Origin of the sequence: Microbacterium sp. K41 (genome assembly GCF_004794395.1) — a bacterium.
GTDB classification, from domain to species: Bacteria; Actinomycetota; Actinomycetes; order Actinomycetales; family Microbacteriaceae; genus Microbacterium; species Microbacterium sufflavum.
Genome location: NZ_SSDO01000275.1, coordinates 1 through 23,712, shown reverse-complemented (window position 1 = coordinate 23,712; position 23,712 = coordinate 1). Strand labels below are relative to the sequence as shown.

At 71.4% G+C, this 23,712-nt stretch carries 23 protein-coding genes and 1 pseudogene; 13 read left to right on the top strand and 11 right to left on the bottom strand.

The genetic code is table 11. The annotated features are described in order from the left end of the window. Positions 1-10 precede the first annotated feature (10 nt). The 7 genes from DW309_RS07810 to DW309_RS07780 form a co-directional block, all read right to left on the bottom strand. The gene (locus DW309_RS07810; protein ID WP_136045051.1) at positions 11-955 is read right to left on the bottom strand and encodes an aldo/keto reductase; all 945 of its coding nucleotides are present in this window, start codon (positions 953-955) and stop codon (positions 11-13) included. Then, a complete protein-coding gene (locus tag DW309_RS07805; protein ID WP_136029516.1) occupies positions 925-1,704 on the bottom strand; it encodes an RraA family protein in 780 nt (259 codons plus the stop codon). Before DW309_RS07805 ends, DW309_RS07810 begins: the two co-directional genes overlap by 31 nt. After that, on the bottom strand, positions 1,701-3,617 hold the full coding sequence (locus tag DW309_RS07800) for a DUF8034 domain-containing protein (protein WP_136045050.1): 1,917 nt from the start codon (positions 3,615-3,617) through the stop codon (positions 1,701-1,703). Before DW309_RS07800 ends, DW309_RS07805 begins: the two co-directional genes overlap by 4 nt. Then, positions 3,614-4,468 carry a carbohydrate ABC transporter permease gene (locus tag DW309_RS07795; protein WP_136029520.1) on the bottom strand — a complete coding sequence of 285 codons (855 nt, stop codon included), beginning with the start codon at positions 4,466-4,468 and terminating at the stop codon, positions 3,614-3,616. Before DW309_RS07795 ends, DW309_RS07800 begins: the two co-directional genes overlap by 4 nt. Then, positions 4,468-5,451, bottom strand: coding sequence for a carbohydrate ABC transporter permease (locus DW309_RS07790; protein ID WP_240753155.1), 984 nt, complete (start codon positions 5,449-5,451; stop codon positions 4,468-4,470). Before DW309_RS07790 ends, DW309_RS07795 begins: the two co-directional genes overlap by 1 nt. Positions 5,452-5,550: 99 nt before the next feature. Further along, entirely contained in the window at positions 5,551-6,819 is a 1,269-nt protein-coding gene (locus DW309_RS07785) for an ABC transporter substrate-binding protein (protein WP_136029522.1), read from the bottom strand. 201 nt (positions 6,820-7,020) lie between these two features. After that, complete coding sequence (locus DW309_RS07780; RefSeq protein ID WP_136045049.1) at positions 7,021-7,557, bottom strand: CGNR zinc finger domain-containing protein; 537 nt, start codon at positions 7,555-7,557, stop codon at positions 7,021-7,023. A 39-nt stretch (positions 7,558-7,596) separates the two neighbouring features. Here DW309_RS07780 and DW309_RS07775 point away from each other — a divergent pair, with 39 nt between their 5' ends. The 6 genes from DW309_RS07775 to DW309_RS07750 all read left to right on the top strand — a co-directional run bounded on the left by DW309_RS07775 (position 7,597) and on the right by DW309_RS07750 (position 14,527). Next, positions 7,597-8,568, top strand: a complete 972-nt coding sequence (locus DW309_RS07775) for an EamA family transporter (RefSeq protein ID WP_168387222.1) — start codon at positions 7,597-7,599, stop codon at positions 8,566-8,568. Positions 8,569-8,616: 48 nt separating this feature from the next. After that, positions 8,617-9,282, top strand: a complete 666-nt coding sequence (locus DW309_RS07770; protein ID WP_136029526.1) for a GntR family transcriptional regulator — start codon at positions 8,617-8,619, stop codon at positions 9,280-9,282. Next, positions 9,279-10,805 carry an MmgE/PrpD family protein gene (locus DW309_RS07765; protein ID WP_136045048.1) on the top strand — a complete coding sequence of 509 codons (1,527 nt, stop codon included), beginning with the start codon at positions 9,279-9,281 and terminating at the stop codon, positions 10,803-10,805. Before DW309_RS07770 ends, DW309_RS07765 begins: the two co-directional genes overlap by 4 nt. Next, entirely contained in the window at positions 10,805-11,707 is a 903-nt protein-coding gene (gene prpB / locus DW309_RS07760; protein WP_136029531.1) for a methylisocitrate lyase, read from the top strand. Before DW309_RS07765 ends, prpB begins: the two co-directional genes overlap by 1 nt. A gap of 2 nt (positions 11,708-11,709) precedes the next feature. Beyond that, positions 11,710-12,900 carry a bifunctional 2-methylcitrate synthase/citrate synthase gene (locus DW309_RS07755; RefSeq protein WP_136045047.1) on the top strand — a complete coding sequence of 397 codons (1,191 nt, stop codon included), beginning with the start codon at positions 11,710-11,712 and terminating at the stop codon, positions 12,898-12,900. A gap of 148 nt (positions 12,901-13,048) precedes the next feature. After that, complete coding sequence (locus tag DW309_RS07750) at positions 13,049-14,527, top strand: MFS transporter (RefSeq protein WP_136029535.1); 1,479 nt, start codon at positions 13,049-13,051, stop codon at positions 14,525-14,527. A 3-nt stretch (positions 14,528-14,530) separates the two neighbouring features. Here DW309_RS07750 and DW309_RS07745 read toward each other — a convergent pair whose 3' ends face one another. Then, entirely contained in the window at positions 14,531-15,130 is a 600-nt protein-coding gene (locus DW309_RS07745; protein ID WP_205812669.1) for an antibiotic biosynthesis monooxygenase, read from the bottom strand. 409 nt (positions 15,131-15,539) lie between these two features. Between DW309_RS07745 and DW309_RS07740 the strand changes: the two genes are divergently transcribed. The 4 genes from DW309_RS07740 to DW309_RS07725 all read left to right on the top strand — a co-directional run bounded on the left by DW309_RS07740 (position 15,540) and on the right by DW309_RS07725 (position 20,023). Continuing rightward, a complete protein-coding gene (locus DW309_RS07740; protein ID WP_136029537.1) occupies positions 15,540-17,039 on the top strand; it encodes a CoA-acylating methylmalonate-semialdehyde dehydrogenase in 1,500 nt (499 codons plus the stop codon). Between the two features lie 17 nt (positions 17,040-17,056). Then, a complete protein-coding gene (locus tag DW309_RS07735; RefSeq protein WP_136045046.1) occupies positions 17,057-18,238 on the top strand; it encodes an acyl-CoA dehydrogenase family protein in 1,182 nt (393 codons plus the stop codon). After that, positions 18,235-19,122 carry a 3-hydroxyisobutyrate dehydrogenase gene (gene mmsB, locus DW309_RS07730; RefSeq protein WP_136029541.1) on the top strand — a complete coding sequence of 296 codons (888 nt, stop codon included), beginning with the start codon at positions 18,235-18,237 and terminating at the stop codon, positions 19,120-19,122. Before DW309_RS07735 ends, mmsB begins: the two co-directional genes overlap by 4 nt. 124 nt (positions 19,123-19,246) lie before the next feature. Beyond that, positions 19,247-20,023, top strand: coding sequence for an enoyl-CoA hydratase-related protein (locus DW309_RS07725; protein WP_136045045.1), 777 nt, complete (start codon positions 19,247-19,249; stop codon positions 20,021-20,023). A 91-nt stretch (positions 20,024-20,114) separates the two neighbouring features. Here the strand turns inward: DW309_RS07725 and DW309_RS07720 are convergent, their stop codons facing one another. Genes DW309_RS07720 through DW309_RS07710 form a run of 3 tightly spaced genes read right to left on the bottom strand, consistent with a single transcriptional unit; the run spans position 20,115 to position 21,562 of the window. Further along, positions 20,115-20,558, bottom strand: a complete 444-nt coding sequence (locus DW309_RS07720) for a YdeI/OmpD-associated family protein (RefSeq protein WP_136045044.1) — start codon at positions 20,556-20,558, stop codon at positions 20,115-20,117. A gap of 9 nt (positions 20,559-20,567) precedes the next feature. Next, entirely contained in the window at positions 20,568-21,026 is a 459-nt protein-coding gene (locus DW309_RS07715; protein WP_136029547.1) for an SRPBCC family protein, read from the bottom strand. Beyond that, positions 21,026-21,562 carry a MarR family winged helix-turn-helix transcriptional regulator gene (locus DW309_RS07710; RefSeq protein ID WP_136029549.1) on the bottom strand — a complete coding sequence of 179 codons (537 nt, stop codon included), beginning with the start codon at positions 21,560-21,562 and terminating at the stop codon, positions 21,026-21,028. The genes DW309_RS07715 and DW309_RS07710 overlap by 1 nt, the downstream gene beginning before the upstream one ends. A gap of 173 nt (positions 21,563-21,735) precedes the next feature. Between DW309_RS07710 and DW309_RS07705 the strand changes: the two genes are divergently transcribed. From DW309_RS07705 to DW309_RS07695, 3 genes and pseudogenes are all read left to right on the top strand, one after another. Beyond that, positions 21,736-22,512, top strand: a complete 777-nt coding sequence (locus DW309_RS07705; RefSeq protein WP_136029550.1) for an electron transfer flavoprotein subunit beta/FixA family protein — start codon at positions 21,736-21,738, stop codon at positions 22,510-22,512. 1 nt (position 22,513) lies between these two features. Beyond that, positions 22,514-23,485 (top strand): electron transfer flavoprotein subunit alpha/FixB family protein, encoded by a 972-nt coding sequence (locus DW309_RS07700; RefSeq protein WP_136045043.1) that lies wholly within the window; start codon positions 22,514-22,516, stop codon positions 23,483-23,485. A 2-nt stretch (positions 23,486-23,487) separates the two neighbouring features. Further along, a pseudogene (locus DW309_RS07695) lies at positions 23,488-23,712 on the top strand (hypothetical protein); the annotation flags it as partial.

Below are 23,712 nucleotides of genomic sequence, written 5' to 3'. Positions count from 1 at the left end.
CGCCGCCCGCTCACACGGCCTCCGCGTCGAGTGCATCCCACAGCGCCGCGGGGAGCGCGGCGTCGAGGCCGTCGACGAACGCGTGCACCTCGGTCGGCGTCCGCGCCCCCACGACCACCGCGTCGGCGCCGTGGCGCAGCGGGAACTGCACGGCCGCGTCGGCCAGCCGCGAGTCGTGCGCCGCACACACGGCCTGCAGTCGCAGCGCCCTCTCCTGCAGCGCGGCGGGCGCCGGCTTGTACTCGTAGAACGGCGAGCCGACCGGGTCGACGAGGATGCCGGAGTTGAACACCGCCGCCGCCAGGACGCCGATGCCCCGTGCCCGAGCGGTGGGGACGAGGCGGTCGAGCGCGGTGCGGTCGAGCAGTGTGAGCCGCCCGGCCTCCATCACCACGTCGAGCGGCACCTCGGCCACATAGCGCTCCAGCGGGTCGAGGCGCCCGAGCCCGACGCTGATCGCCCGCACCACGCCCTGGTCCCGCAGGTCGAGGAGGGCCGGGAAGGCCGTCGCGAACGCGGCCTCCACATCGAGGGGGTCGTGCAGGTGCAGCACGTCCACCCGGTCCACGCCGAGGCGGGCGAGGCTGCCGTCGAGGCTGCGGAGGATGCCGTCGCGGCTGAGGTCGACCACGGAATCGTGCCCGCTCACCGCACCGCGCACCGGGGCGCCTTCGGCGTCGACGAGCACCCGTCCCACCTTGGTCGCCAGCACGTAGTCGTCGCGGGGCACGCCGCGCAGGGCGAGGCCGAGCTTGCGCTCGCTCTCTCCCGAGCCGTACAGCGGCGCCGTGTCGAAGAACCGCACGTCGCGGGCGAGGGCCGCGTGCACGGTGTCGACGGCATCCGCGTCCGGCACCGGCGCGAACAGGTTGCCGATCGGGGCGCAGCCGAGCCCGGCGTCGTCGCGGGCGGCGACGGCCGGGTTCAGAGGACGGAGCTGCGGACGGAACGCCATGCCTCGTACTCCTCGCGGCTGTCGGGGGTCAGGGGGTAGTAGTCGCTCAGCCGGGCGCCCTCGTCGAGGCGCTTGCGGCTGAACACCTCCCACTCCTCATGATCCTGCGCGTCCTCGACCACCTGGGGCGCCATCGCCTGCGGGACCACGACCGGTCCGTCGTCGTCGGCCACGACCAGGTCGCCGGGCATGCACAGCGCACCGCCCACCGCGACGGGCACGTCGAACGCCCACGGCACGAGCTCCGACTGCGAGGCGTAGTGCGGGGTCGTGCCGGTCGACCACACGGGGATCCCGAGCTCGCGGATGCGGCCGGCGTCGCGGATGCGCCCGTCCACGACGATGCCCGCGCCGCCCTTGCGGGCGAAGTAGCGCGCGAGGATGTCGCCCACGCAGCCGGAGAAGCGGCTGCCGTACGCCTGGATCACCAGCACGTCCCCCGGCTGCACCGCTTCGAGCACGTGCCACAGGGCCGTGTGCCGTTCGGCGTACTCCTGGCCGTCGCCCGAGGCCATGTCCTCCCGCTGCGGCATGAACTGCAGCGTCAGGGCGGAGCCGACCACGCGCTGGCCGAGGCTCAGCGGCTCCGGTCCCTCGATGTAGCTGCGGCGGATGCCGAGGCCGTGGAGCTTGGCGCAGGCGGTCGCCGCGGAGATCGCGTCGAAGGAGTCGAGCACGTCGCGCGACGGCCGCTGGTACGCCGCCCCCCGCACGGGCAGGGGGAAGTCGGGTCGGATCAGGTCGCTCATGCGGCTCCTTCGGGGAAGAGGTGGCGCGGCGAGCCGGTCGCGCGCGCGATGGTCAGGTCGAGGTCGGCGAGGTGCGCCGGTGGCAGGGTCACGACGAGGTCGTCGTCGCAGGGGAAGGTGTGCGTGACGATCTCGCCCTCCGGTCCGGCGTACGTGCCGGAGGCGCCGGGCCAGCCCGAGGCGTCCTCCGCGGTCGCGGTCACCTCCACGATGCGGTCGAGGCCGAAGCGGCCGCCGCGCAGCCGCACGGTGCGGGTGTGCACGGCCGAGGTGTTCACGAGCTGCACGCCGATCCCGCGGTCGTCGAGGCGATGCACGAGCGCGGCGACGTCGGGCGGGAGCCCCGGCCGGCCGCGGTCGGCGTCCTCGTAGCGGAGCGCGGTGAACCCGAGCCCGCCGTTGTAGAGCACCTGCGGGGCCCCGGCGACGAGCTGCGTGAGCACCTCGGTCACGACGGGGTTGACGCGCTGCCAGAAGTGCAGGTGGGCGGCATCCGGATCGCGGTCGTCGGCGAGCATCATGGCCGTGCGCCGCGCGACCTGACCGAGCGCCATCTCGAGCGCACGCACCGGGTACTCCGGCAGGTCTCCGCGGAGATAGGCGAACCATCCGGCCTCGTGCCCCGCCTCCTCCTTGTCGCGGAACGGCGCGACGGGGTCGGCGGAGGAGGGGAGTCCCGCGATCGCGCGCTCCAGGCGGCTGCGGTCAGCGGTCGAGCGCGACCACCACCACAGCCACAGCGGCAGGTCGAGCTGCAGCGGACCGAAGTCGAACCACCCGTCGGGTCCATAGCGGTAGGGCACGAGGACCCCGGGCTGCGTGGCTGCGGCTCCGAGCCGGGCCATCCAGCCGCCGCGCAGGCTGTAGGTCGAGTCGGCGACGGTGCCTGTGCGGCCCTCCGCGAGCACGGTGTCGAGCATCGTGCGCACGAGGTCGAGGGCGGCATCGTCTCCGGTGACGAGCGCGTGGTTGAGGGCGCCGATGAGCGCGCTCATGCCGACGGAGTGCAGTCCGTGCGGCCACGCCCACCCGTAGTGGCCGCCCCACCAGCGCCCGTCGTGGAGCTCGCCCACCGTGCCGCCGGGGCCGACGTTGTCGGGGAGCAGCCCGCCGTCGGCCCGTGTCCGCCACCCGTCGACGTACCGCTCGATCCAGTCGGCCGCGGCGGCGTCGCCGTCGTACAGCCACCGGTTCGCCGCGAGCGAGGTGGCGGCGAGGTTCACGGCGATGTCGCCCGCGGCGCGACGCTGCATCTCCTCGGCCATGCGGTGCGCGTTGTCCGGGTCGGCGAGGTCGTCCCAGGTGCGGATGCCGTCGAGCCCGTGCAGGGGCAGACCGTAGGGTCGCATCTCGGCCCGGTCGGCCACATACGGCACGATCTTCTCGTCCAGGCCCGGTCGAGCGCCCAGGGCACCGTTGTGCGGCGCGCGGATGATGGTGTGCTCCGGGTCGTAGTTGCCCTTCGCGGGATCGGTGAAGAGCGCGGAGAACCGGGCGGCGCGCGCCGCGAACGCCGTGTCGGCCGGGTCGGCCTGGCAGATGCCCGCGAACAGCAGCAGCGACTCGCCCTGGTGGAACCAGTCGTAGCCGTTGTCGTACTCGTCGGCGAGCATGCCCGCCTCCGCGAGCTGCACCGTCACGCCCTCCCAGTGCCGCTTGGCGTCGGCCAGCACCTCGTCGGGCCCGCCGAGCAGGTAGAAGGCCGGCCAGTTGAAGAACGGCTCGTAGAGGTCGTCGACCCCGTCGCGGTCCACGAACTCGGCGACGCCGCGGAGGCGGCCGTCGGGGAGTGTGTACCGGTCGCGGAAGACGCGGCGGGCCTCCTCGATCTCGGCGAAGAGGCGCCGCTGCAGCACGGCCCAGGCCGGGATCGCCCGCAGGGGGCGGGTGAGCGGATGCGCGGGCACGGTCATCCCTTCGTCGCGCCGGCCACGAGGCCGCCGATGATGTGGCGCTGCATGACGATGAAGAACACCATCGCGGGCAGCACGGCGAGCAGCAGGGTCGGGAACACCTGCGTGTAGTCGGTGGAGAACTGACCCACGGCGGCGTACACACCCGTGGTGACGGTGTAGATGCCGGAGCTGGGGCCGAGGATGATCTGCGGACTCACGAAGTCGTTCCACACGCCGATCGAGTTCAGCACCACCGCCGTCGCCACGACCGGCTTCATGATCGGGAAGACGCACGCCCAGAACGCGCGGATCGGACCGGCGCCGTCGAGGGACGCGGCCTCGTCGATGTCGCGCGGCACGCTGCGCAGGTACGCGGTGAACAGGAAGATCGTCACCGGGAGCGTCGCCGCCGTCTCGAAGAGGATGAAGCCGGGGATCGTGTTGATCAGTCCGAGCACCCGCAGCACGAACACGACGGGGATCAGCGTGACCTGCCCCGGGATGAACAGGCCGGAGACGAACAGCAGCAGCAGCCCCAGGTGCCACTTGGAGCGGCCGCGGGCGATCACGTAGGCGACCGGTGCGGCCAGGGCGATGCAGCAGAGGTTCACGAGCACGACGAACAGGAGCGTGATGCCGTAGGCCGCGATCACGTTGAACTTGCTGCTGGTGATCGCCTCCCACAGGTACTCGAACGTGAACATCTGCGGCGTGATCAGGAGCGGGTTCTCGATGATCTCCGCCTGCGGCTTGAAGGCGTTGATGACCATCGTGTACATCGGGATCAGCATGGTGATCGCCACGACGCCGAGGACGATCCAGCGGATCGCGCTCACCGCGAGCGCCGGCCGGTTGCGGGTCTGCTTCATCAGTCGGTCGCCTTCTTCTCGGAGCGGCGTCGCACCAGCGTGACGGCGAGACCGATGACCGCGGTGACGATGAGGAGGATCATGGACTGCGCGGCGCCGAACCCGAGGGCCGAGTTCGCGAACGAGTCCTTGAGGATCTGGTAGACGATCGTCTGGGTGGAGCCCGCCGGGCCGCCGTCGGTGAGGGAGAGCACCACGTCGTAGGCCTTGAGGAGCCCGACGAGGGTCAGCACCAGGTTCACGGTGAACACCGGCGCGATGAGCGGCAGGGTGATGGAGCGGAACTGCTGCCAGCGCGAGGCGCCGTCCACGGTCGCGGCCTCGTAGTACTCGGCGGGCACCGACTTGATGCCGGCGAGGAACAGGATCATGTTGAAGCCGAAGTGCGACCACACGATCGTGAAGATCACGCTCGCCTTCGCGAAGGTGGGGTCGGTGAGGAAGGGCATCGCGGGCAGGCCGACGGTGGTGAGGAACCCGTTGACGGCGCCGCTGGGGGAGAGCATCGCCGACCACAGGAACCCGATGATGAGGGCGCTGATGACGTACGGGTAGAAGAAGATCGTGCGCAGGATCGTGTTCGAGCGGCCGGGACCGGCGATGAGCGCGGCGATCGCGAGACCGATGGCGTTGCAGAGGATCGTGCCGACCACGGCGATGATGCCGGTGAAGATCGCGGCCTGGGTGGAGCGGGGGCTGCGGAACGCCTTGATGTAGTTCTCCCAGCCGACGAACGTGAAGTTGAGGCTGTACCCGTTCCAGTCCGTGAAGCTCAGCACCGCGGCGAGGATCATCGGGATGACGAACATCGCCAGGAAGACGGCCACGGCGGGCCCTCCCATGAGGATGCCGGGGAGGCGGTGCCGCCACCGCTGCAGCGCGGAGCGCTTGCGGGAGGCGGGGGTCGAGCTCATCGGCGTCGATGGTCCTGTCGGGGCGGTCGCCGCGGCCGGGGGCGGCGCGGTCGTGGTGGGCGGAGTCATGGCGGCACTCTCGTTCTCGGTGGCGCGTTGGTGGGGGTGGCGCGGATGCGGCGCCGGGGAGGCGCCAGGGACGGATGCGGTCCCTGGCGCCTCGAGCGGTCAGCCGGCGTTCGCGGCGAACCAGTCGTCCATGGCCTTCAGGACCTGCTCGGCGGAGGCACCGCCGATGAGGGCCTGGGTCTGGGTGTTGATCTCGCCCGGGTAGCCGTCGGGGAGCGTGCGCTCGCCGTAGCCGCCGCCGGTTGGGGTGTAGGCCTCGGCGGGCGTGTCGGCGACGATCTGCAGCAGCTCTTCGCCCAGCGGCGTCATGTCGTACTCGTAGCCGTCGCGGAAGTTGCCGTCGACCGCCAGCTGGTCGCTGACCGCGGTCTGGTCGGTGGTGAGGAACTCGACGAGCTTCGCCGCGGCGTCCTGATGCTCGCTGGACTTGAGGATCGAGTACGGGCTGGCGATGTTGGCACCCATCGCGGGCTGCTCGTCGCCGTCGAACGACGGGGCGCGGAAGACCCCGATGTCGGCCGACTCGGCGGCCTTGGCCTGCGTGCCGGCGAACCAGCTGCCCATCGAGTACACGGCGGTCTTGCCCGACAGGAACGCCTGCTCGGCGTCGGGGTACTTGATGCCGAGCGCGTCGGTGGGGATGTAGCCCTCGGACACCCACTCCGCGTAGGTCTCGACCGCGTCGCCGTAGGTCTCGCTGAAGGTGTCCTCGCCGGACGACATCTTCTGGAACCATTCCGGGTCCTCGGCGATGATCGTCGGCAGGCCGAGGGCCTGCAGCGTGTGGCTGCTCATCCAGTCGCCGCCGGTCTGGATCGGGGTCCACCCCGCCGCCTTCAGCTTGCCGAGAGCCTCGGTGAGCTCGTCGACGGTGGTGGGCAGCTCGGTGATGCCGGCCTCCTCGAACGCGGTCTTGTTGTAGAAGAACAGGCTCTGCAGCTGCACGCCGATCCCGGCCATGTAGTTCTTGCCGTCGATCGAGTACTGGTCGGCGAGAGGACCGGACGAGGCCCACTCGTACCCGGACAGGTCGACGAGCTCGGGTGCGAGCTTCGTCGTCGGGGCGATCGACTGCACGACGTCGGGGGCGTCGCCGGCCGCGAGCAGGCGGGGCACGGCGGCCTCCACGCCCTCCGCGCCGGGGTTCTGGATGACGACGTCGATGTTCGGGTTGGCCTCCTCGAACGGGGCGACGAGGTCGTTCCAGAACTCCTCGGTCAGGTTCGGGGTGACGTTGACGAGCATGCGCACCTCGACGTCCTCCGAGGAGGAGCCGCCGTCGTCTCCGGCGGGGGTGGAGCAGCTGGCGAGGGCGAGCGCGGACACTGCCGCGATGCCGACGAGGGGGAGGAGTCGGGCCTTGATCATCGTTGATCCTTTCCTGATGCATGAGGGAGGGCCGCTGGCGACATTACACTAATCGATAATCGTTTGTGAAGAGCGCAGTCGATCCGCGAATGAGCGCAGCGGGACGAAGGACGGTCGCTGCTCAGGGGCCGTGGAGCGGGATGGGGCCCCTCGCTCAGGAGTTGCGCGAGACGGGCGCGGGCGACCGGCGAGGCGTCGGTGTCAGGCGTGTGCGCGCCGAGCGCGGTAGGCCGCGACCGCGTTGCGGTTCGCGCACGTCGTGGAGCAGTACCGCTTGGAGCGGTTGCGGGAGAGGTCGAGTGCGATCGCCTGGCAGGTGTCGTCCTCGCAGACCGTGAGGCGCGAGCCCTCGTCCGCGCGGATCACGTCGATGAGCGCCATCACCGTCTCGACGAGCACGCGCTCGGCGAGCGGCCGCTCGTCGTGCACCGCATGGAGGTGCCAGTCCGCTCCGTCGTGCCGCACCAGCCGCGGAGTGAGCTGCAGCTCGGCGAGGGCATCGTTCACGTGTGCGGCCATCTCGTCGCGCGGGGCGAGCAGCATCGCTCGTAGCCGCGGGCGGAGGGCGCGCAGGTCGTCGAGTTCCACGCCGTCGCGGTCGATCCTCCCGGTGTAGGGGAACACCGCGAGGAACGTCTTCTCGTCGTCGATGTCGACGAGGGTGTCGGGCTCTTCGGCGGAGTTCGCGAGCCAGACCGCCGCGCGCAGCGCATCCTCGGTGTCATCGGTGAAGACCATGTTGACATCTTACTCCGTCCGCGGGTAGCGTCATCGTCCATGAGCACCGTGGCCGATGACAGGAACCGCACGCGGAGCGGTGTGCGCCTCGGGCTCCCGCTGGCCGTCGCCGCCGCGTTCGCGTTCGGCTCCTCCGGGGCGTGGGCGCGCGGACTCATCGACGCGGGGTGGACGCCCGGCGCGGCCGTCACCGTACGGGTGGGGGTCGCCGCGCTCGTCCTGCTGCTCCCGACCCTCCTGGCGCTGCGGGGGCGGTGGCGCGCCCTCCGCCGGAACGCCGGGATGGTCCTCGCCTACGGGCTGCTCGCCGTGGCGGCCACTCAGCTCTGCTACTTCCAGGCCGTCGCCGTCATGGATGTCGGGATCGCGCTGCTCATCGAGTACACGGCTCCGGTCGCGGTGCTGCTCTGGCTGTGGCTGCGCCGCGGCGAGCGACCGACGCGGCGCAGCGTGCTCGGGGCGGGGATCGCCTTCGTCGGACTCGTGCTGATGCTCGACATCGTCACCGGTGCGCAGGTGAACGTGGTCGGCGTGCTCTGGGCGCTGGGGGCGATGGTGGGGGCGGCGAGCTACTTCGTGCTCTCGGCGAAGGCCGACACCGGACTCCCGCCGATCGCGCTCGCCGGGAGCGGGCTCCTGCTCGGTGCCGTCGGTCTGGCCCTCGCCGGCCTGGTCGGGGTGCTGCCGTTCGCGTGGACGACGGCCGATGTCGCGTACCGCTTCGGCACGGTTCCCTGGTTCGTGCCCGTCCTCGCGATCGGGCTCATCGCGACGGCGCTCGCCTACGTGCTCGGCATCGTGTCCACGAGGATGCTCGGCTCGCGTCTCGCCTCGTTCGTCGCGCTCGCCGAGGTCGTGGCCGCCCTGCTGTTCGGGTGGCTGCTGCTCGACCAGCTCCCCGGCCCGCTGCAGGCGCTGGGGGGCGTGCTCGTGCTCGCCGGCGTGGTCGTGGTGAAGCTCGGCGAGCCGCGGGTCGCCGCGTCCGAGCCTATGTATACGAATACAGCCTGAACGCGACCGCGCGTCCACCTCGAGCGGGTTTATGTATACACTGAGGGCATGGTTCTCCCTGTCGAGCGCACGTCCGCGAGCGATCGCGCCTATGCGGCCCTCCTCGACGGCATCCAGTCGGGCGCCCTCCCCGCGGGGTTCGTGCTGGGCGAGGTCGAGCAGGCCGAGCGCCTCGGCGTCAGCCGCACCCCGATGCGCGAAGCCCTCCGCCGCCTCGCCGCCGACGGACTGGTGGTGCAGCAGTCCCCCCGGGTCACGGTGGTGGCCGCCCTCGACGCCGACGACATCCGCTCGCTGTTCGAGATCCGCCGCGCGCTGGAGGAGACCTCGGCCCGCCTCGCCGCCGCCCGGGGTGACGCCGATCTCTTCGCCGCCCTCGCCGACGAGTTCTCCCACGTCGACCTGACGCGGGCCGCGGGCCGCGACGCCTACTACGCCCTGATCGCCCGCTTCGACGCGGCCCTCGACGACGCCGTCGACAACGACTACATCGCCGCGGCCCTGCGCACCGTGCGCACGCACCTGGTGCGGGTGCGGCGCATGGCCAAGGACAAGCCCGCCCGGCTCGCCGCGTCGGCCGCCGAGCACCGCACGATCGCGCAGGCGCTCGCCGCGCGCGACGGCGACCTGGCCGCCCATGCCACGCACGTGCACCTGCACAACGCGCTCACCGGCATCCTCGACTCCCTCCCCGACAGCGAAGGACACTCATGACCGTCACCCACCACGTCCGCGTGCACGCCAGCTCCGAGAACCTCGCCCGCGAGGACCAGCTCGCGTGGAAGATCGCCGAGGTCGCCGTCGACCGGGTCGAGGTCGAGCAGCCCGTCGTCGACATGATCGTCAACCGCATCATCGACAACGCCGCCGTCGCCGCGGCCTCGCTCACCCGCGCCCCCATCGTGGCCGCCCGCGCGCAGGCGTTCAGCCACCCGGTGTCGACCGGGGGTGCCGGGGCGAACCTGTTCGGCGCCGCGCTCGACCACCGCACCAGCCCGGAGTGGGCGGCGTGGGCGAACGGTGTCGCCGTGCGCGAGCTCGACTACCACGACACGTTCCTCGCCGCCGAGTACTCGCACCCCGGTGACAACATCCCGCCGATCCTCGCGGTCGCCCAGCACGCGGGCAAGGACGGCCGGGCGCTCGTGCGCGGCATCGCCACCGGCTACGAGATCCAGATGGACCTGGTGCGCGCGATCTGCCTGCACCGGCACAAGATCGACCACGTCGCCCACCTCGGCCCGTCGGCCGCGGCCGGCATCGGCACCCTGCTCGACCTCGACGTCGAGACCATCTACCAGGCGGTCGGCCAGGCGCTGCACACCACCACCGCGACCCGGCAGAGCCGCAAGGGCGAGATCTCCACGTGGAAGGCGCACGCCCCGGCCTTCGCGGGCAAGATGGCCGTCGAGGCGGTCGACCGGGCGATGCGCGGACAGACCAGCCCGGCACCGATCTACGAGGGCGAGGACGGCGTGATCGCCTGGATGCTCGACGGCAAGGACGCCGCGTACGACGTGCCGCTGCCCGCCGCGGGTGAGCCGAAGCGCGCGATCCTCGACTCGTACACGAAGGAGCACTCCGCGGAGTACCAGGCGCAGGCGCTGATCGACCTCGCCCGCCGCCTCGGCCTCGCGAACCCGGCCCTCCGTGACCCCGCGAACATCGAGTCCATCGTCATCCACACCAGCCACCACACGCACAACGTGATCGGCTCCGGCGCGAACGACCCGCAGAAGTACGACCCCACCGCGTCGCGCGAGACCCTCGACCACTCGGTGCCGTACATCTTCGCGGTCGCGCTGCAGGACGGCGGCTGGCACCACGTCGACTCGTACGCCCCGGAGCGCGCGGGCCGCGCCGACACGGTCGCCTTGTGGCACAAGATCACCACGGCCGAGGACCCGGAGTGGACGCGCCGCTACCACTCGGAGGATCCGGACGAGAAGGCGTTCGGCGGTCGCGTCGAGATCCGCCTCACCGACGGCAGCACCGTGGTCGACGAGATCGCCGTGGCCGATGCGCACCCGCTCGGCGCGCGACCGTTCGCCCGCGCCGACTACATCGCGAAGTTCCGTCTGCTCGCGGAGCCCGTGCTGGAGCCGGCCGAGATCGACCGGTTCCTGGAGCTCGTGCAGCGCCTCCCCGAGCTCACGGCCGCCGAGGTCGCCGAGCTGTCGATCGTCGCGAAGCCCGGTGTGCTCGACGCCGCCCCGGCTCCCCGAGGCCTGTTCTGATGCTGTACTCCACCGTCACGCCCGCCGAGAAGCGGCGGCTGTTCCGGGAGCGCCTGTCCTCGGGCGAGCTGCTGCGGTTCCCCGGCGCGTTCAACCCGCTCAGCGCCCGGCTGATCGAGCAGAAGGGGTTCGACGGCGTGTACATCTCGGGCGCGGTGCTCTCCGCCGACCTGGGGCTGCCCGACATCGGCCTCACGACGCTGACCGAGGTCGCCGGACGCGCCAAGCAGATCGCGCGCATGACCGACCTGCCCGCGATCGTCGACGCCGACACCGGCTTCGGCGAGCCCATGAACGTGGCCCGCACCATTCAGGAGCTGGAGGACGCGGGACTCGCCGGCACCCACATCGAGGACCAGATCAACCCGAAGCGCTGCGGTCACCTCGACGGCAAGAGCGTGGTCGATGAGGACACCGCGATCAAGCGGATCCGTGCCGCCGCCGACGCCCGCCGCGACGAGAACTTCCTGATCATGGCGCGCACCGACATCCGGGCGATCGAGGGACTGGACGCCGCGATCGACCGCGCGAAGGCCCTGGTCGACGCGGGTGCCGACGCGATCTTCCCCGAGGCGATGCGAACGCTCGACGAGTTCGAGGCGATGGCGGAGGCGCTCGACGTGCCGATCCTCGCGAACATGACCGAGTTCGGCAAGAGCGAGCTGTTCTCGGTCGACCAGCTCCGCAGCGCCGGGGTGCGGATGGTGATCTGGCCGGTGTCGCTGCTGCGGATCGCGATGGGCGCCGCGGGCCGTGCGCTCGATACGCTGAACGACGAGGGGCATCTGACCTCGACGCTCGGCGAGATGCAGCACCGCGCCGATCTCTACGACCTGATCGACTACGAGTCGTACAACCACTTCGACTCCGGGGTCTTCAACTTCACCATCACGAAGGAGTGAGCATGACCGAGCCGGACATCAAGAAGGGCCTCGCGGGGGTCGTCGTCGACACGACCGCGATCTCGAAGGTCAACCCCGAGACGAACAGCCTGCTGTACCGCGGCTACCCGGTGCAGGAACTCGCCGACACGCAGCCGTTCGAGGCCGTCGCGTATCTGCTGTGGAACGGCGAGCTGCCCACGGGGGACGAGCTCGCGGCGTTCCGGCTGGAGGAGCGGCGGCACCGCGCCCTCACGCCCGAGGTGAAGGATGCGATCGACCGGCTTCCGCTGGACGCCCACCCGATGGACGAGGTCCGCACGGCGGTGAGCGTGATCGGCGCGGTCGAGACGGCCGGCATCCGCAACGTGCTCGATGCGGTCGGCACGCCCGAGGTCAACCTGGAGCGCAGCCTGCGCCTGTTCGCGGTCCTGCCGGCGATCGTCGCCTACGGGCAGCGGCGCCGGCGGGACCTGCCGGCGGTCGAGCCGCGGGACGACCTGGACTACGCGGCGAACTTCCTCTGGATGACGTTCGGCGAGGAGCAGGACCCGGTGGTGGTCGATGCGTTCAACCGCTCGATGACGCTCTACGCGGAGCATTCCTTCAACGCGTCCACCTTCACGGCGCGCGTGATCACCTCGACGCTCAGCGACCTGTACTCCGCGGTCGTCGGGGCGATCGGGGCGCTCAAGGGCCCGCTGCACGGCGGTGCGAACGAGGCCGTGATGCACATCTTCGACGAGATCGGCGCGGCCGACCGCGTGACCGAGTGGCTCGACGCGGCGCTGGCCGAGAAGCGCAAGATCATGGGGTTCGGTCACCGCGTCTACAAGCGCGGCGACTCGCGGGTGCCCACCATGAAGGCCGCGCTCGACACCCTGGTGCGCCACTACGACCGCCCGGAGGTGGCCGAGCTCTACGAGCGTCTGGAGGGCGAGTTCGTGGAGCGCAAGGGCATCTACCCGAACCTGGACTACCCGTCGGGCCCCGCCTACAACCTGATCGGCTTCGACACCCTGACCTTCACGCCGCTTTTCGTCGCGGCGCGGATCACGGGGTGGACGGCGCACATCCTGGAGCAGCAGTCGTCGAACGCCCTGATCCGGCCGCTCTCGGCGTACGTCGGAGCCGAGGAGCGGCACGTCGAGGGGTACACGCCGGACACCGCCGCGATCGAGGTGCAGGAGCGCCCCGAGGAGGCGTCGGCCTGACCGCCGCGAGCACGATCTGACAGCGCCGCCGAGGGTTCTCGGCGGCGCTGTAGCGTGATGGAGCCCTCGGGGTCAAGGCGATGCGGCGAATTCCCGGGCGGAGTAGAACCGGATGCGGGCCGTTCGCGCCCCGCACGAAGGAGGGTTCATGTCCGCATCCGAGGTCACCGTCAAGGAGGTCCGGTCGCTCGTCCCGGCGCGCATGGACCGGCTGCCGTGGTCGCGCTTCCACTGGATGATCGTCGTCGGCCTCGGCTTCTCGTGGATCCTCGACGGGCTCGAGGTGCAGATCGTCGCCGCGAACGGCTATGCCGAGACCCTCGGCATGGGCCCCGCCGAGGTGGGTCTCGCCGGCACGTGCTACCTGCTGGGCCAGGTGTTCGGGGCGCTGGTGTTCGGTCGCCTCGCCGATCGCCTCGGCCGCAAGAACCTCTTCCTGATCTCGCTGGCGGTCTACCTCGTGGGCTCCGCGGTGGCCGGTCTCGCGTTCGCCCCGTGGTTCTTCTACATCTGGCGGTTCGTCGCCGGCGCGGGCATCGGCGGCGAGTACGCCGCCATCAACTCCGCGATCGACGAGATCATCCCGGCGAAGTACCGCGGCCGCGTCGACATCGCGATCAACGGCACCTACTGGGGCGGTGCCGCCCTGGGTGCCGTGGCGAACATGTTCTTCCTCAACACCGACCTCCTGCCCGCCGACCTGGGCTGGCGGCTCAGCTTCTTCGTCGGTCCGATCCTCGGCCTGCTGATCATCTGGCTGCGTCGGCACATCCCGGAGAGCCCGCGCTGGCAGATGACGCACGGCCGTGAGGAGGAGGCGGAGCGCAACGTCGACGCGATCGAGGAGCGCATCCGCAAGGAGGGCAAGACGATCGACCCGGTCGACGAGGACAAGGCGATCACGGTCAAGGAGTACGGCAGCGTGCCGTTCCTGGTGATCGCGAAGGTGCTGTTCCAGAAGTACCCGCGTCGCACGCTGGTCGGCATCACGATGATGGTGACGCAGTCGTTCCTCTACAACGCGATCTTCTTCACCTACGCGCTGGTGCTCGAGAACTTCTACGACACCCCGCCCGCCTCCGCCTCGCAGTACTTCATCGTCTTCGCGGTCGGGAACCTCGCCGGCGCCCTCATCCTCGGCCACTTCTTCGACACGTGGGGCCGGCGCCGCATGCTGTTCGGCACGTACGTGCTCGCCGGGCTGATCCTGCTGGTCAGCGCCTTCCTGTTCAACGCGGGCGTTCTGAACGCGGCGACGCACACGGCGTTCTGGTGCGCCTCGTTCTTCTTCGCTTCCGCCGGTGCGTCCGCCGCCTACCTGACGGTGAGCGAGATCTTCCCGCTGGAGCTGCGCAGTCAGGTGATCTCGTACGTCTTCTCCATCGGCCAGCTCGTCGGCGCGATCGCCCCGGTGCTCTACGGGGCGCTGATCGGGGCGAGTGCCGAGTCCGGCGACCGCGGCCCGCTCTTCTGGGGCTATGTGCTCGGTGCCGCGATCATGATGTTCGGCGGCGTGGTCTGCGGGGTGTTCGGGGTGAGCGCGGCGGGCAAGTCGCTGGAGGACATCGCGGATCCGCTGTCGCTCGTCGAGCCGGGGAAGAAGAAGGTCACGCCGGACGGCGCGTGAGCGTCAGCGGGCGAGCCAGCCGCGCAGCGAGCGGGTGACCCAGGGGAGCACCCAGTAGGTCATGATCGGCGTGAGCACGAGCGTGGTCGCGAGAACGCGCAGCCAGATCGGCAGGCCGTCCCATCCCGGCACCGGGCTCATGGCGTAGGTGAAGGCGAGGTTGACGGGGAAGAACCCGAGCCAGATCGACACCGCCTGCTTCCAGCGCGGCGGTGCGGGGGCCACGGCGACCGTGGTCGTGCCGTCGGGCTCGACCACGGGGATGGAGCCGGTGGACGGCTCGTCGAACCACCCCTCGATGCCGGTGCGGCGCTTGGAGCGTTCGCTGCGCACGAAGCCCTCGCCCATGGAGAGCCACCAGGTGCGCTCGCCCGACTGCTCCCAGGCGGTCAGCGACTCCTCGCTCGCGAAGCGGTAGAGCATGTGCCACACCTGCGAGTCCTCGCCCGCGCGCACCCACCCCGAGCCGAGGAAGCCCGGGTACTTCGTCGCCAGGTTCACGCCGGTCTGCACCCAGGCGGTCGCCTCGGCGATGCGCTCGGGGTCGACCTCGCGGCGGATGGAGACGGTGACGGGCTCGGACACGGGGGCGGTTGCGGACATGGTGCGGTCCTCGGGGGTGGGGGCATCGGGGTGCGGACGCCGGGTGGGGTGGGGGCGCCAGGGTCGCGGCGCCAGCACGATTCTATTTCGCCGGAGCGCGGCGGCGTCCGCACGGAGAAGACCCCCGCCGACCCGATTCGGCGGGGGTCACGCGGCGTTGGGGGCCGCGACGGGAGCGAGAGCGCTCACCGTGCGCACGGAGGACGCGATTACCCGATCCGGTCTGAGTCACTGTCCGTGCACCTGCAGTTGTAATCGGCCGAGGTGACGCGCGGGTGAACGGGGTGCGAACGGCGCCGCTCGGGGTGGGGACCGGCCGTGCGCGAAGATACAAGGACGTCCTCGTATTTTCACGGACGCCGGAGTAAACTCGCGATGTGCCAACGACGGCACGGAGGGATGTCACACAATGACCCGTACGATCCCGCACTTCGTGGGCGGAACGCTTCTCACCCCCGACGACGGACGCTTCGCCGACGTCTTCGATCCGAGCACCGGCGCGGTGCAGGCGCGCGTGCCGCTCGCCTCCGCCGAGGAGGTGCGCCGCGTGATCGCCACAGCCGAGGAGGCGCAGGCCGCCTGGGCCGCGACCAATCCGCAGAAGCGCGCGCGGGTGCTGCTGCGGTTCCTCGACCTGGCGCAGCGCGAGATGCAGTCGCTCGCCGAACTGCTGGCGAGCGAGCACGGCAAGACCGTCGACGACGCGAAGGGCGACATCCAGCGCGGCCTCGAGGTGATCGAGTTCTCCGCCGGAGCGCCCCACCTGCTCAAGGGGGAGTACTCCACCGGCGCGGGTGCGGGCATCGACGTGTACTCGATGCGACAACCCCTGGGTGTCGTCGCCGCCATCACCCCCTTCAACTTCCCGGCCATGATCCCGCTGTGGAAGGCCGGGCCCGCGCTCGCCGCCGGCAACGCCGTGGTGCTCAAGCCCAGCGAGCGCGATCCTTCGGTGCCCGTCCGGCTGGCGGAGCTGTTCCTCGAAGCCGGGCTCCCGGCGGGCGTGCTCAACGTGGTGCACGGCGACAAGGAGGCGGTCGACACGCTGCTGAGCGACGACCGGATCCGCGCGGTCGGCTTCGTGGGCTCGACACCCATCGCCGAGTACATCTACGCCACCGCGGCCGCGCACGGCAAGCGGGCGCAGTGCTTCGGCGGCGCCAAGAACCACATGATCGTGATGCCCGACGCCGACCTCGACCAGGCGGTGGACGCGCTGATCGGCGCGGGCTACGGTTCGGCGGGCGAGCGCTGCATGGCGATCTCGGTCGCGGTGCCCGTGGGGGAGGAGACGGCGGACGCGCTCGCGGCCAAGCTCGTCGAGCGGGTCGCCCAGCTGCGGGTCGGGCCCTCGCTCGCGGCCGACGTCGACTACGGCCCGCTGGTCTCGCGCGACGCCGTGGACCGCGTCACCGGCTACATCCAGCAGGGCGTGGACGAGGGGGCGACGCTCCTCGCCGACGGCCGCGGCTTCACGGTGCCAGGGCACGAGGAGGGGTTCTACCTCGGGCCGACGCTGTTCGACCACGTGACGACCGACATGGCGATCTACCGCGAGGAGATCTTCGGCCCCGTGCTCGTGATCGCGAGGGCCGCGGACTACGAGGAGGCGCTGCGGATGGCCTCGGAGCACGAGTACGGCAACGGCGTCGCGATCTTCACGCGCGACGGCGACGCGGCCCGCGACTTCGCCGCCCGCGTGGAGGTCGGCATGGTCGGGGTGAACGTGCCGATCCCGGTGCCCATCGCGTACTACACCTTCGGCGGCTGGAAGCGCAGCGGCTTCGGCGACCTCAACCAGCACGGCGCCGATGCCTTCCGCTTCTACACGAAGACCAAGACGGTGACGAGTCGCTGGCCCAGCGGCATCCGCGACGGCGCCAGCTTCGTCATCCCCACCATGCACTGAACGCCCGAGGAACCGACATGACCATGACCAGCGTCACCACCACCGCCGAGGAGCGCGAGGCCATCCTCGACGCCGTCCGCGAGTTCGCCGAGACCGAGCTCGCCCCGCAGGCCGCCGAGCGCGACGAGAAGCACCTGTTCCCACGGGAGTCGCTCAACCGCGGCGGCGAGCTCGGGCTCGGCGGCATCTACGTGAGCGAGGAGTACGGCGGCACCGGCCTCTCCCGCGTCGACACCGTCGCGATCTTCGAGGAGCTCGCCAAGGCCGACCCCGCGGTCGCCGCCTACATCTCCATCCACAACATGGTGGTGTGGATGATCGACACCTACGGCGACGACACCCAGCGTGCCGCCTGGCTGCCGCAGCTCACGGCCATGCAGGAGTTCGGCGGCTACTGCCTCACCGAGCCGGGGGTCGGATCCGACGCCGCCAACGTGGCGACCAGCGCCGTGCGCGACGGCGACGAGTACCTGCTCACCGGCGTCAAGCAGTTCATCTCGGGGGCGGGCGAGGCGGCCGTGTACGTCGTGATGGCGCGGACCGGCGAGCCGGGAGCGCGCGGCATCAGCGCCTTCCTCGTGCCGGGCGACGCCGAGGGGCTGAGCTTCGGCGCCCCGGAGAAGAAGATGGGCTGGCACGCGCAGCCCACCCGGCAGGTGATCCTCGACGGCGTGCGGGTGCCCGCGGCCGCGATGCTCGGCGACGAGGGTCGCGGGTTCGCGATCGCGATGTCGGCGCTCAACGGCGGGCGCGTCAACATCGCCGCCTGCTCGCTCGGCGGAGCCCAGGCGGCCCTCGACCGCGCCGTGCAGTACGTGCACGAGCGGGTGGCGTTCGGGGAGCCGCTGGCCGAGAAGCAGTCGATCCTGTTCGCGATCGCCGACATGCGCACCGACCTCCAGGCCGCGCGGCTCATGGTGCGCGACGGTGCGGAGGCGGTGGACGCGAAGGCGCCGGACGCCACGATGCGCTGCGCCATGGCGAAGCGGTTCGCCACCGACGCCGGCTTCGACGTCGCCAACCGCGCGCTGCAGCTGCACGGCGGCTACGGCTACCTGCAGGACTACGGCATCGAGAAGATCGTCCGCGACCTGCGCGTGCACCAGATCCTCGAGGGCACCAACGAGATCATGCGACTCATCGTCGGCCGGGAGATGCTGCGGCCGGCGGGGTCGGCGTCGATGCGGAGCGCCTCATGACCCGCGTGGCCTTCCTCGGCCTCGGCCACATGGGCCTGCCGATGGCGAAGAACCTCGTCGCGGCGGGACACGAGGTGCACGGCTTCGACCTCGTGCCCGCGGCCGTGGAGGCGGCGCGGGCGGCCGGGATCCCGGTGGCGGCCAGCGGCGCGGAGGCCGTGACCGACGCGGAGGTCGTGATCACGATGTTCCCCGCCGGGAAGCACGTGATCGAGGCGTATCGCACCGAGCTGCTGGCGGCGGCGCGCCCCGGCACCCTGTTCATCGAGTCGTCCACGATCGCGGTCGACGAGGCCCGCGCCGCGCACGCGCTCGCGCTCGCCGCCGGTCACCGCAACATCGACGCCCCGGTGTCCGGCGGGGTCGTGGGTGCCGAGGCCGGGACGCTGGCGTTCATGGTGGGCGGCTCGGACGAGGACTACGCGGCGGCGCTGCCGCTGCTCGAGGTCATGGGCAAGCGGATCGTGCACTGCGGTGGCTCGGGTCTCGGCCAGGCGGCGAAGGTCTGCAACAACATGGTGCTCGCGGTGTCGCAGATCGCCGTGGCCGAGGCGTTCGTGCTCGGCGAGCGGCTGGGGCTCGAGCACCAGGCGCTGTTCGACGTGGTGTCGCAGGCGTCGGGGCAGTGCTGGTCGATCACGACGAACTGCCCCGTGCCCGGTCCGGTGCCTACGAGCCCCGCCAACCGCGACTATCAGCCCGGCTTCGCGGGGGCGCTCATGGCGAAGGACCTCGGGCTCGCGCTGCAGGCGATCGAGCAGACCTCCACCGACGCGAAGATGGGCCGGCTCGCGCAGCAGCTCTACGCCGCGTACGCCGCGGGCGACGGGGCCACGCGCGACTTCTCCGGCATCATCACCGACATCCGCGACGACCGCGTGTAGCACCCCCGTTGCGGAGCGCGGAGCGCCGGAGACCGGACGACCGGTTCCCGCGCGGGAGCGCCGACGACGGGCGACCGACGCGACGGGCGATACTGAAGCAGAACCACGACGGAGAGGGAGACAGATGACCGAGTACGAGACCATCCTGGTGGAGCAGCGCGGACGGGTCGGATGGATCACCCTGAACCGCCCGCAGGCCCTCAACGCGCTGAACAGCACCGTCGCCGAGGAGGTCACGGCCGCCGCGCTCGCCTTCGACGCCGACGACGGCATCGGCGCGATCGTCGTCACGGGTTCGGAGAAGGCGTTCGCCGCCGGAGCCGACATCAAGGAGATGGAGGGGATGTCGGCGGCGCAGATGCGCGAGACGGATCACTTCGGGGCGTGGCGGGATTTCGCGGCCGTGCGCACCCCGGTCATCGCCGCGGTGTCGGGCTTCGCGCTCGGCGGGGGGTGCGAGCTGGCGATGATGTGCGACATCATCCTCGCGGCCGACACCGCGCAGTTCGGCCAGCCCGAGATCAACCTCGGGGTCATCCCGGGCATGGGCGGCACGCAGCGGCTCATCCGCGCGGTCGGCTACTACAAGGCGGCCGAGCTCGTGCTGTCCGGCCGCTTCCTCGGCGCGGAGGAGGCCGAGCGGGCGGGACTGGTGTCGCGCGTCGTGCCCGCGGCGGAGCTGCTGGCCGAGGCGACCGCGCTCGCGGACGGTATCGCGGCGAAGTCGCTGCCGTCGGTGTACGCCGCCAAGGCCGCCCTCGATGCGGCCATGGAGACCACGCTCGCGGAGGGCCTCGCTCACGAGAAGGAGGCGTTCGCGGCGCTGTTCGACACGGCCGACCAGAAGGAGGGCATGGCCGCGTTCCGCGAGAAGCGCCAGCCCGACTTCCAGAACCACTGACCCCGGTTCACGGCTCCTCAAGACGCGGGACTGCTGCGCGCGCCGCGCGGTGTGGCGCCGGTTCGCCCGGGGTCCTGAGGGCTGTGAACGGTCAGCCGCGGAGACCGTCGAGGATCTTCGCGATCCGGCGGTCGCGCGTCGCCGGCTGCTTGGCGTCGGCGACCGCGCGCGCGTGCTCCTTGCGGGCGCTGGGGGAGAGGGCGTCGAAGGCCGCCCGCAGGGCGGGGTCGCCGTCGAGCGCCTCGGCCAGCGCGGGCGGCACGTCGACGGTGCGCTCGGCGGTGTCGAGGCGGATCACGGCGTCGACCTCCTGGTCGATCTCCACCCCGAGGTCGGCGCGAACCGCCTTGCTGAAGCCGATGAGGTTCTCGCCGCCCATGCGGGCCAGCCGCAGTCGCGCGGTGCGGCCGCCGATGGTGACGGCGACGGGGAAGCTCTTGCCGGCCCCGAACGAGGCGACCTGCTCGTCGGTGAGCTGAATCGCCGCGGCGGGACCGCGACCGGTGAGGACGGTGTGCAGGCGCAGTTCGCTCATGCCCAGAGGTTACGCCCGCCGCCCCTCGATCGCAGCGACCAGGGCGTCGTTGCGCTCGCGGATGAGCCGTTCCATGTAGCGGCCGAGCACCAGGGCGTCGACGAGGCGGCCGAGCGGCCCGAGGGGCGAGTGGAACGCGATGGTGTCGCGCATGAGGGTGCCGCGCGGATGCGGTTCGAAGACGTGCTCGTGCCGGAGGTCGCCGAACGGCCCGCGGAGCTGGCGGTCGGTGAACCGGGACGGCGCCTCGATGTCGAAGACCACGGAGCGCAGCCGGAAGGGGATGCCGAAGTGCCGCGCGCGCCAGGTCACCGTCGACCCCTCGGAGAAGCGGCCACCCGCGGGTTCCTCGATCATCGTCTCGCCGTAGCGGGCCATCGACGCGAGGTGCAGGGCCGGGTCGAGCGCGGCGTCGAACACCTCCTGCGGAGGCGCGGCGACGACCGTCTCGATCACGAACCGGGGCATCAGAGGGGCTCGGGGAGGGGGCGGGGGTCGATGAAGTCCCCGGCGTCGCGGCGCATGCGGGCGACGATCGCGACCAGTTCGGCGGCGTCGTCGTGGCTCAGGCCGGGGTCGGCGAACACGTCGGCGTTGAGCGCGGCGGTGGCACGCTCGACCAGGTCGCGTCCCTCCGCGGTCAGTGCGAGCATCGCGGCCCGGCCGTCGTGCGGGTGCGGCTCGCGCACGACGAGGCCGTCGCGGACCAGGCGCTCGGCGGTGCTGGTGACCGTGGTCGCATGCACCTGGAGGCGCGCGACGACGCTCGACAGTGGAAGCCGCCCGGTGCGGCTGAACGCGAGCAGCCGCAGCACCTCGTACCGCGCGAAGCTCAGCGCGAAGGGCTTGAGGGCCGCGTCGACCCGGGCGAGCAGCAGCTGCTGCGCGCGCATGACCGAGGTGACGACCGTCATGCCGTCGGCCGCGTCGGTCCAGCCGTGCGCGACCCACTGCCGCTTGGCTTCGGCGAGCGGATCGACGGGGAGAGGGCGAGGGCGGACCACGTCTCTACGGTACCGGCGCGTCGCGGGTTGCCTCGGACGCGGTCGCGCAGGGCGTGGCTGTCGGTTATGTATACATTCACCGCGGATTCGCGGGCCGCAGCCGGGGGTTTCCTCGGTTTTTGGCTACATAGACCGCCATGCCGATAGACTCGCCGTGTCGTGAGGAGCATTCGATGAAGATCTTCGTCCTGGTCAAAGAGGTGCCGGACACCTATGGCGATCGCAAGCTGGATCTCGAGACGGGGCTCGCGGATCGTGCGGCCGGAGACGTCGTGCTCGACGAGATCACGGAGCGGGCCCTCGAAGTGGCCCTGAGCTACGCCGACAAGAACGAGGGCACCGAGGTCGTCGCCGTCGCCATGGCACCCGAGGGGTCAACCGCGTCCGTGCGCCGCGCGCTCGCGATCGGTGCCGGTTCGGCCATCCACATCGCGGACGAGCAGCTCGCCGGTGCCGACCTGGGGCTCACCGCGGAGGTCCTCGCCGCGGCCATCCGTCGTGGCGCCCCCGACCTCGTCATCACGGGCAACCTCTCGACCGACGGCTCTGGCGGTGTGATCCCCGCCATGCTCGCCGAGCACCTGGGCTGGGCGCAGGCCACCGCGCTCACGTCCGTGGAGATCACGGCGGACGGCGTCTCGGGCACCCGGGGTGCGGACTTCGGCGGGCAGCAGGTCACGGCACCGCTGCCCGCCGTCATCTCGATCACCGAGGCGCTTCCCGACGCCCGGTTCCCGAACTTCAAGGGCATCATGGCGGCGAAGAAGAAGCCGCTGGAGGTGGTGACCCTCGCCGACCTCGACGTGTCGGCCGACCCCGCCGCGGCGCCCCGCACCATCATGACCGCGGTCGCGGAGAAGCCGCCGCGCGCCGCGGGCGTCAAGATCACCGACGAGGGCGATGCCGCCGACAAGCTCGTCGACTTCCTCGTGCAGAACAGGCTGGTGTGACATGGCGTACCCCGAGAACCCGATCCTCGTCCTGGTCGACCTCGACCCGTCGGGCAACGCCGCCAGCAGCACCGCCGCTCTGTTGGGGGCTGCGTCCGGCATCGGCACCCCCGTAGCCCTCGTCGTGGGCGGCGGGAAGGAGGCCGTGGATCAGGCCGCGGCCGCCGGTGCCGCCGTCGTGCTGACCGCCGAGGGCGATGCGACCGCGCTCACCGTGCCGCTCGTCGACGCCCTGCAGGCCGCGGTCGCGCAGGTGCAGCCCGATGCGGTGCTCGTGTCGAACTCGATCTCCGGACGCGACGTCGCCGGTCGCCTCGCGGTGCGCCTCCCCGGTGCGCTCGCCGCCGACGCCGTGGGGGTCTCCCGCGACGATGAGGGTGTCGTGGCCCACCACTCGGTCTACGGCGGGGCCTACCTCGTCGATGCGGCCGCGACCTACGGCACGCTCGTGGTCACGGTGCGGCAGGGCGCGGTCGACGCGCGGGCCGAGGCCGTCACCTCCCCGCAGGTCGAGCAGCTGACGGTCGCCCCGTCGGGTGCGGTCGCGGCGACCGCCGGTCCGGTCGAAGCCGTCGAGGCCACGTCGACCCGGCCCGAGCTGCGCGGGGCGACCCGTGTCGTCTCCGGCGGGCGCGGTCTGGCGTCGAAGGAGAAGTTCGTGCTCGTCGAGGAGCTCGCCGACGCCCTCGGTGCGGCGGTCGGCGCCTCGCGCGCGGCCGTCGACGCGGGCTACATCCCCCAGTCGCACCAGGTCGGGCAGACGGGTGTCTCGGTGTCGCCGCAGCTGTACGTCGCGCTCGGCATCTCCGGCGCGATCCAGCACCGGGCAGGCATGCAGACGTCGAAGAACATCGTGGCGATCAACAAAGACCCGGAGGCGCCGATCTTCGACGTCGCGGACTTCGGCATCGTCGGCGACGTGTTCACGATCGTGCCGCAGGTGATCGCCGCGCTCGAGGCACGGAAGAAGTAGTCATGGCCACGCGGATGCTGCGACGCGGTCTGCCGCGTGTGCCCGGTGGCGAGCCGTGGCCGCCGGCCGACGTGTCCGTCGAGGTCGCGGATGCGGCCTCCGTCGGTGCGGATGAGGCGTCGGTGGCCCTCTCCGCCTCGCAGGCGCAGTCCGGGGCCGCTGTCGGTTCCGCGGCCGCGGAGGAAGGCGCGAGCGGTGTCGGCGTCGCGGCCGCATCGCCCGTGATC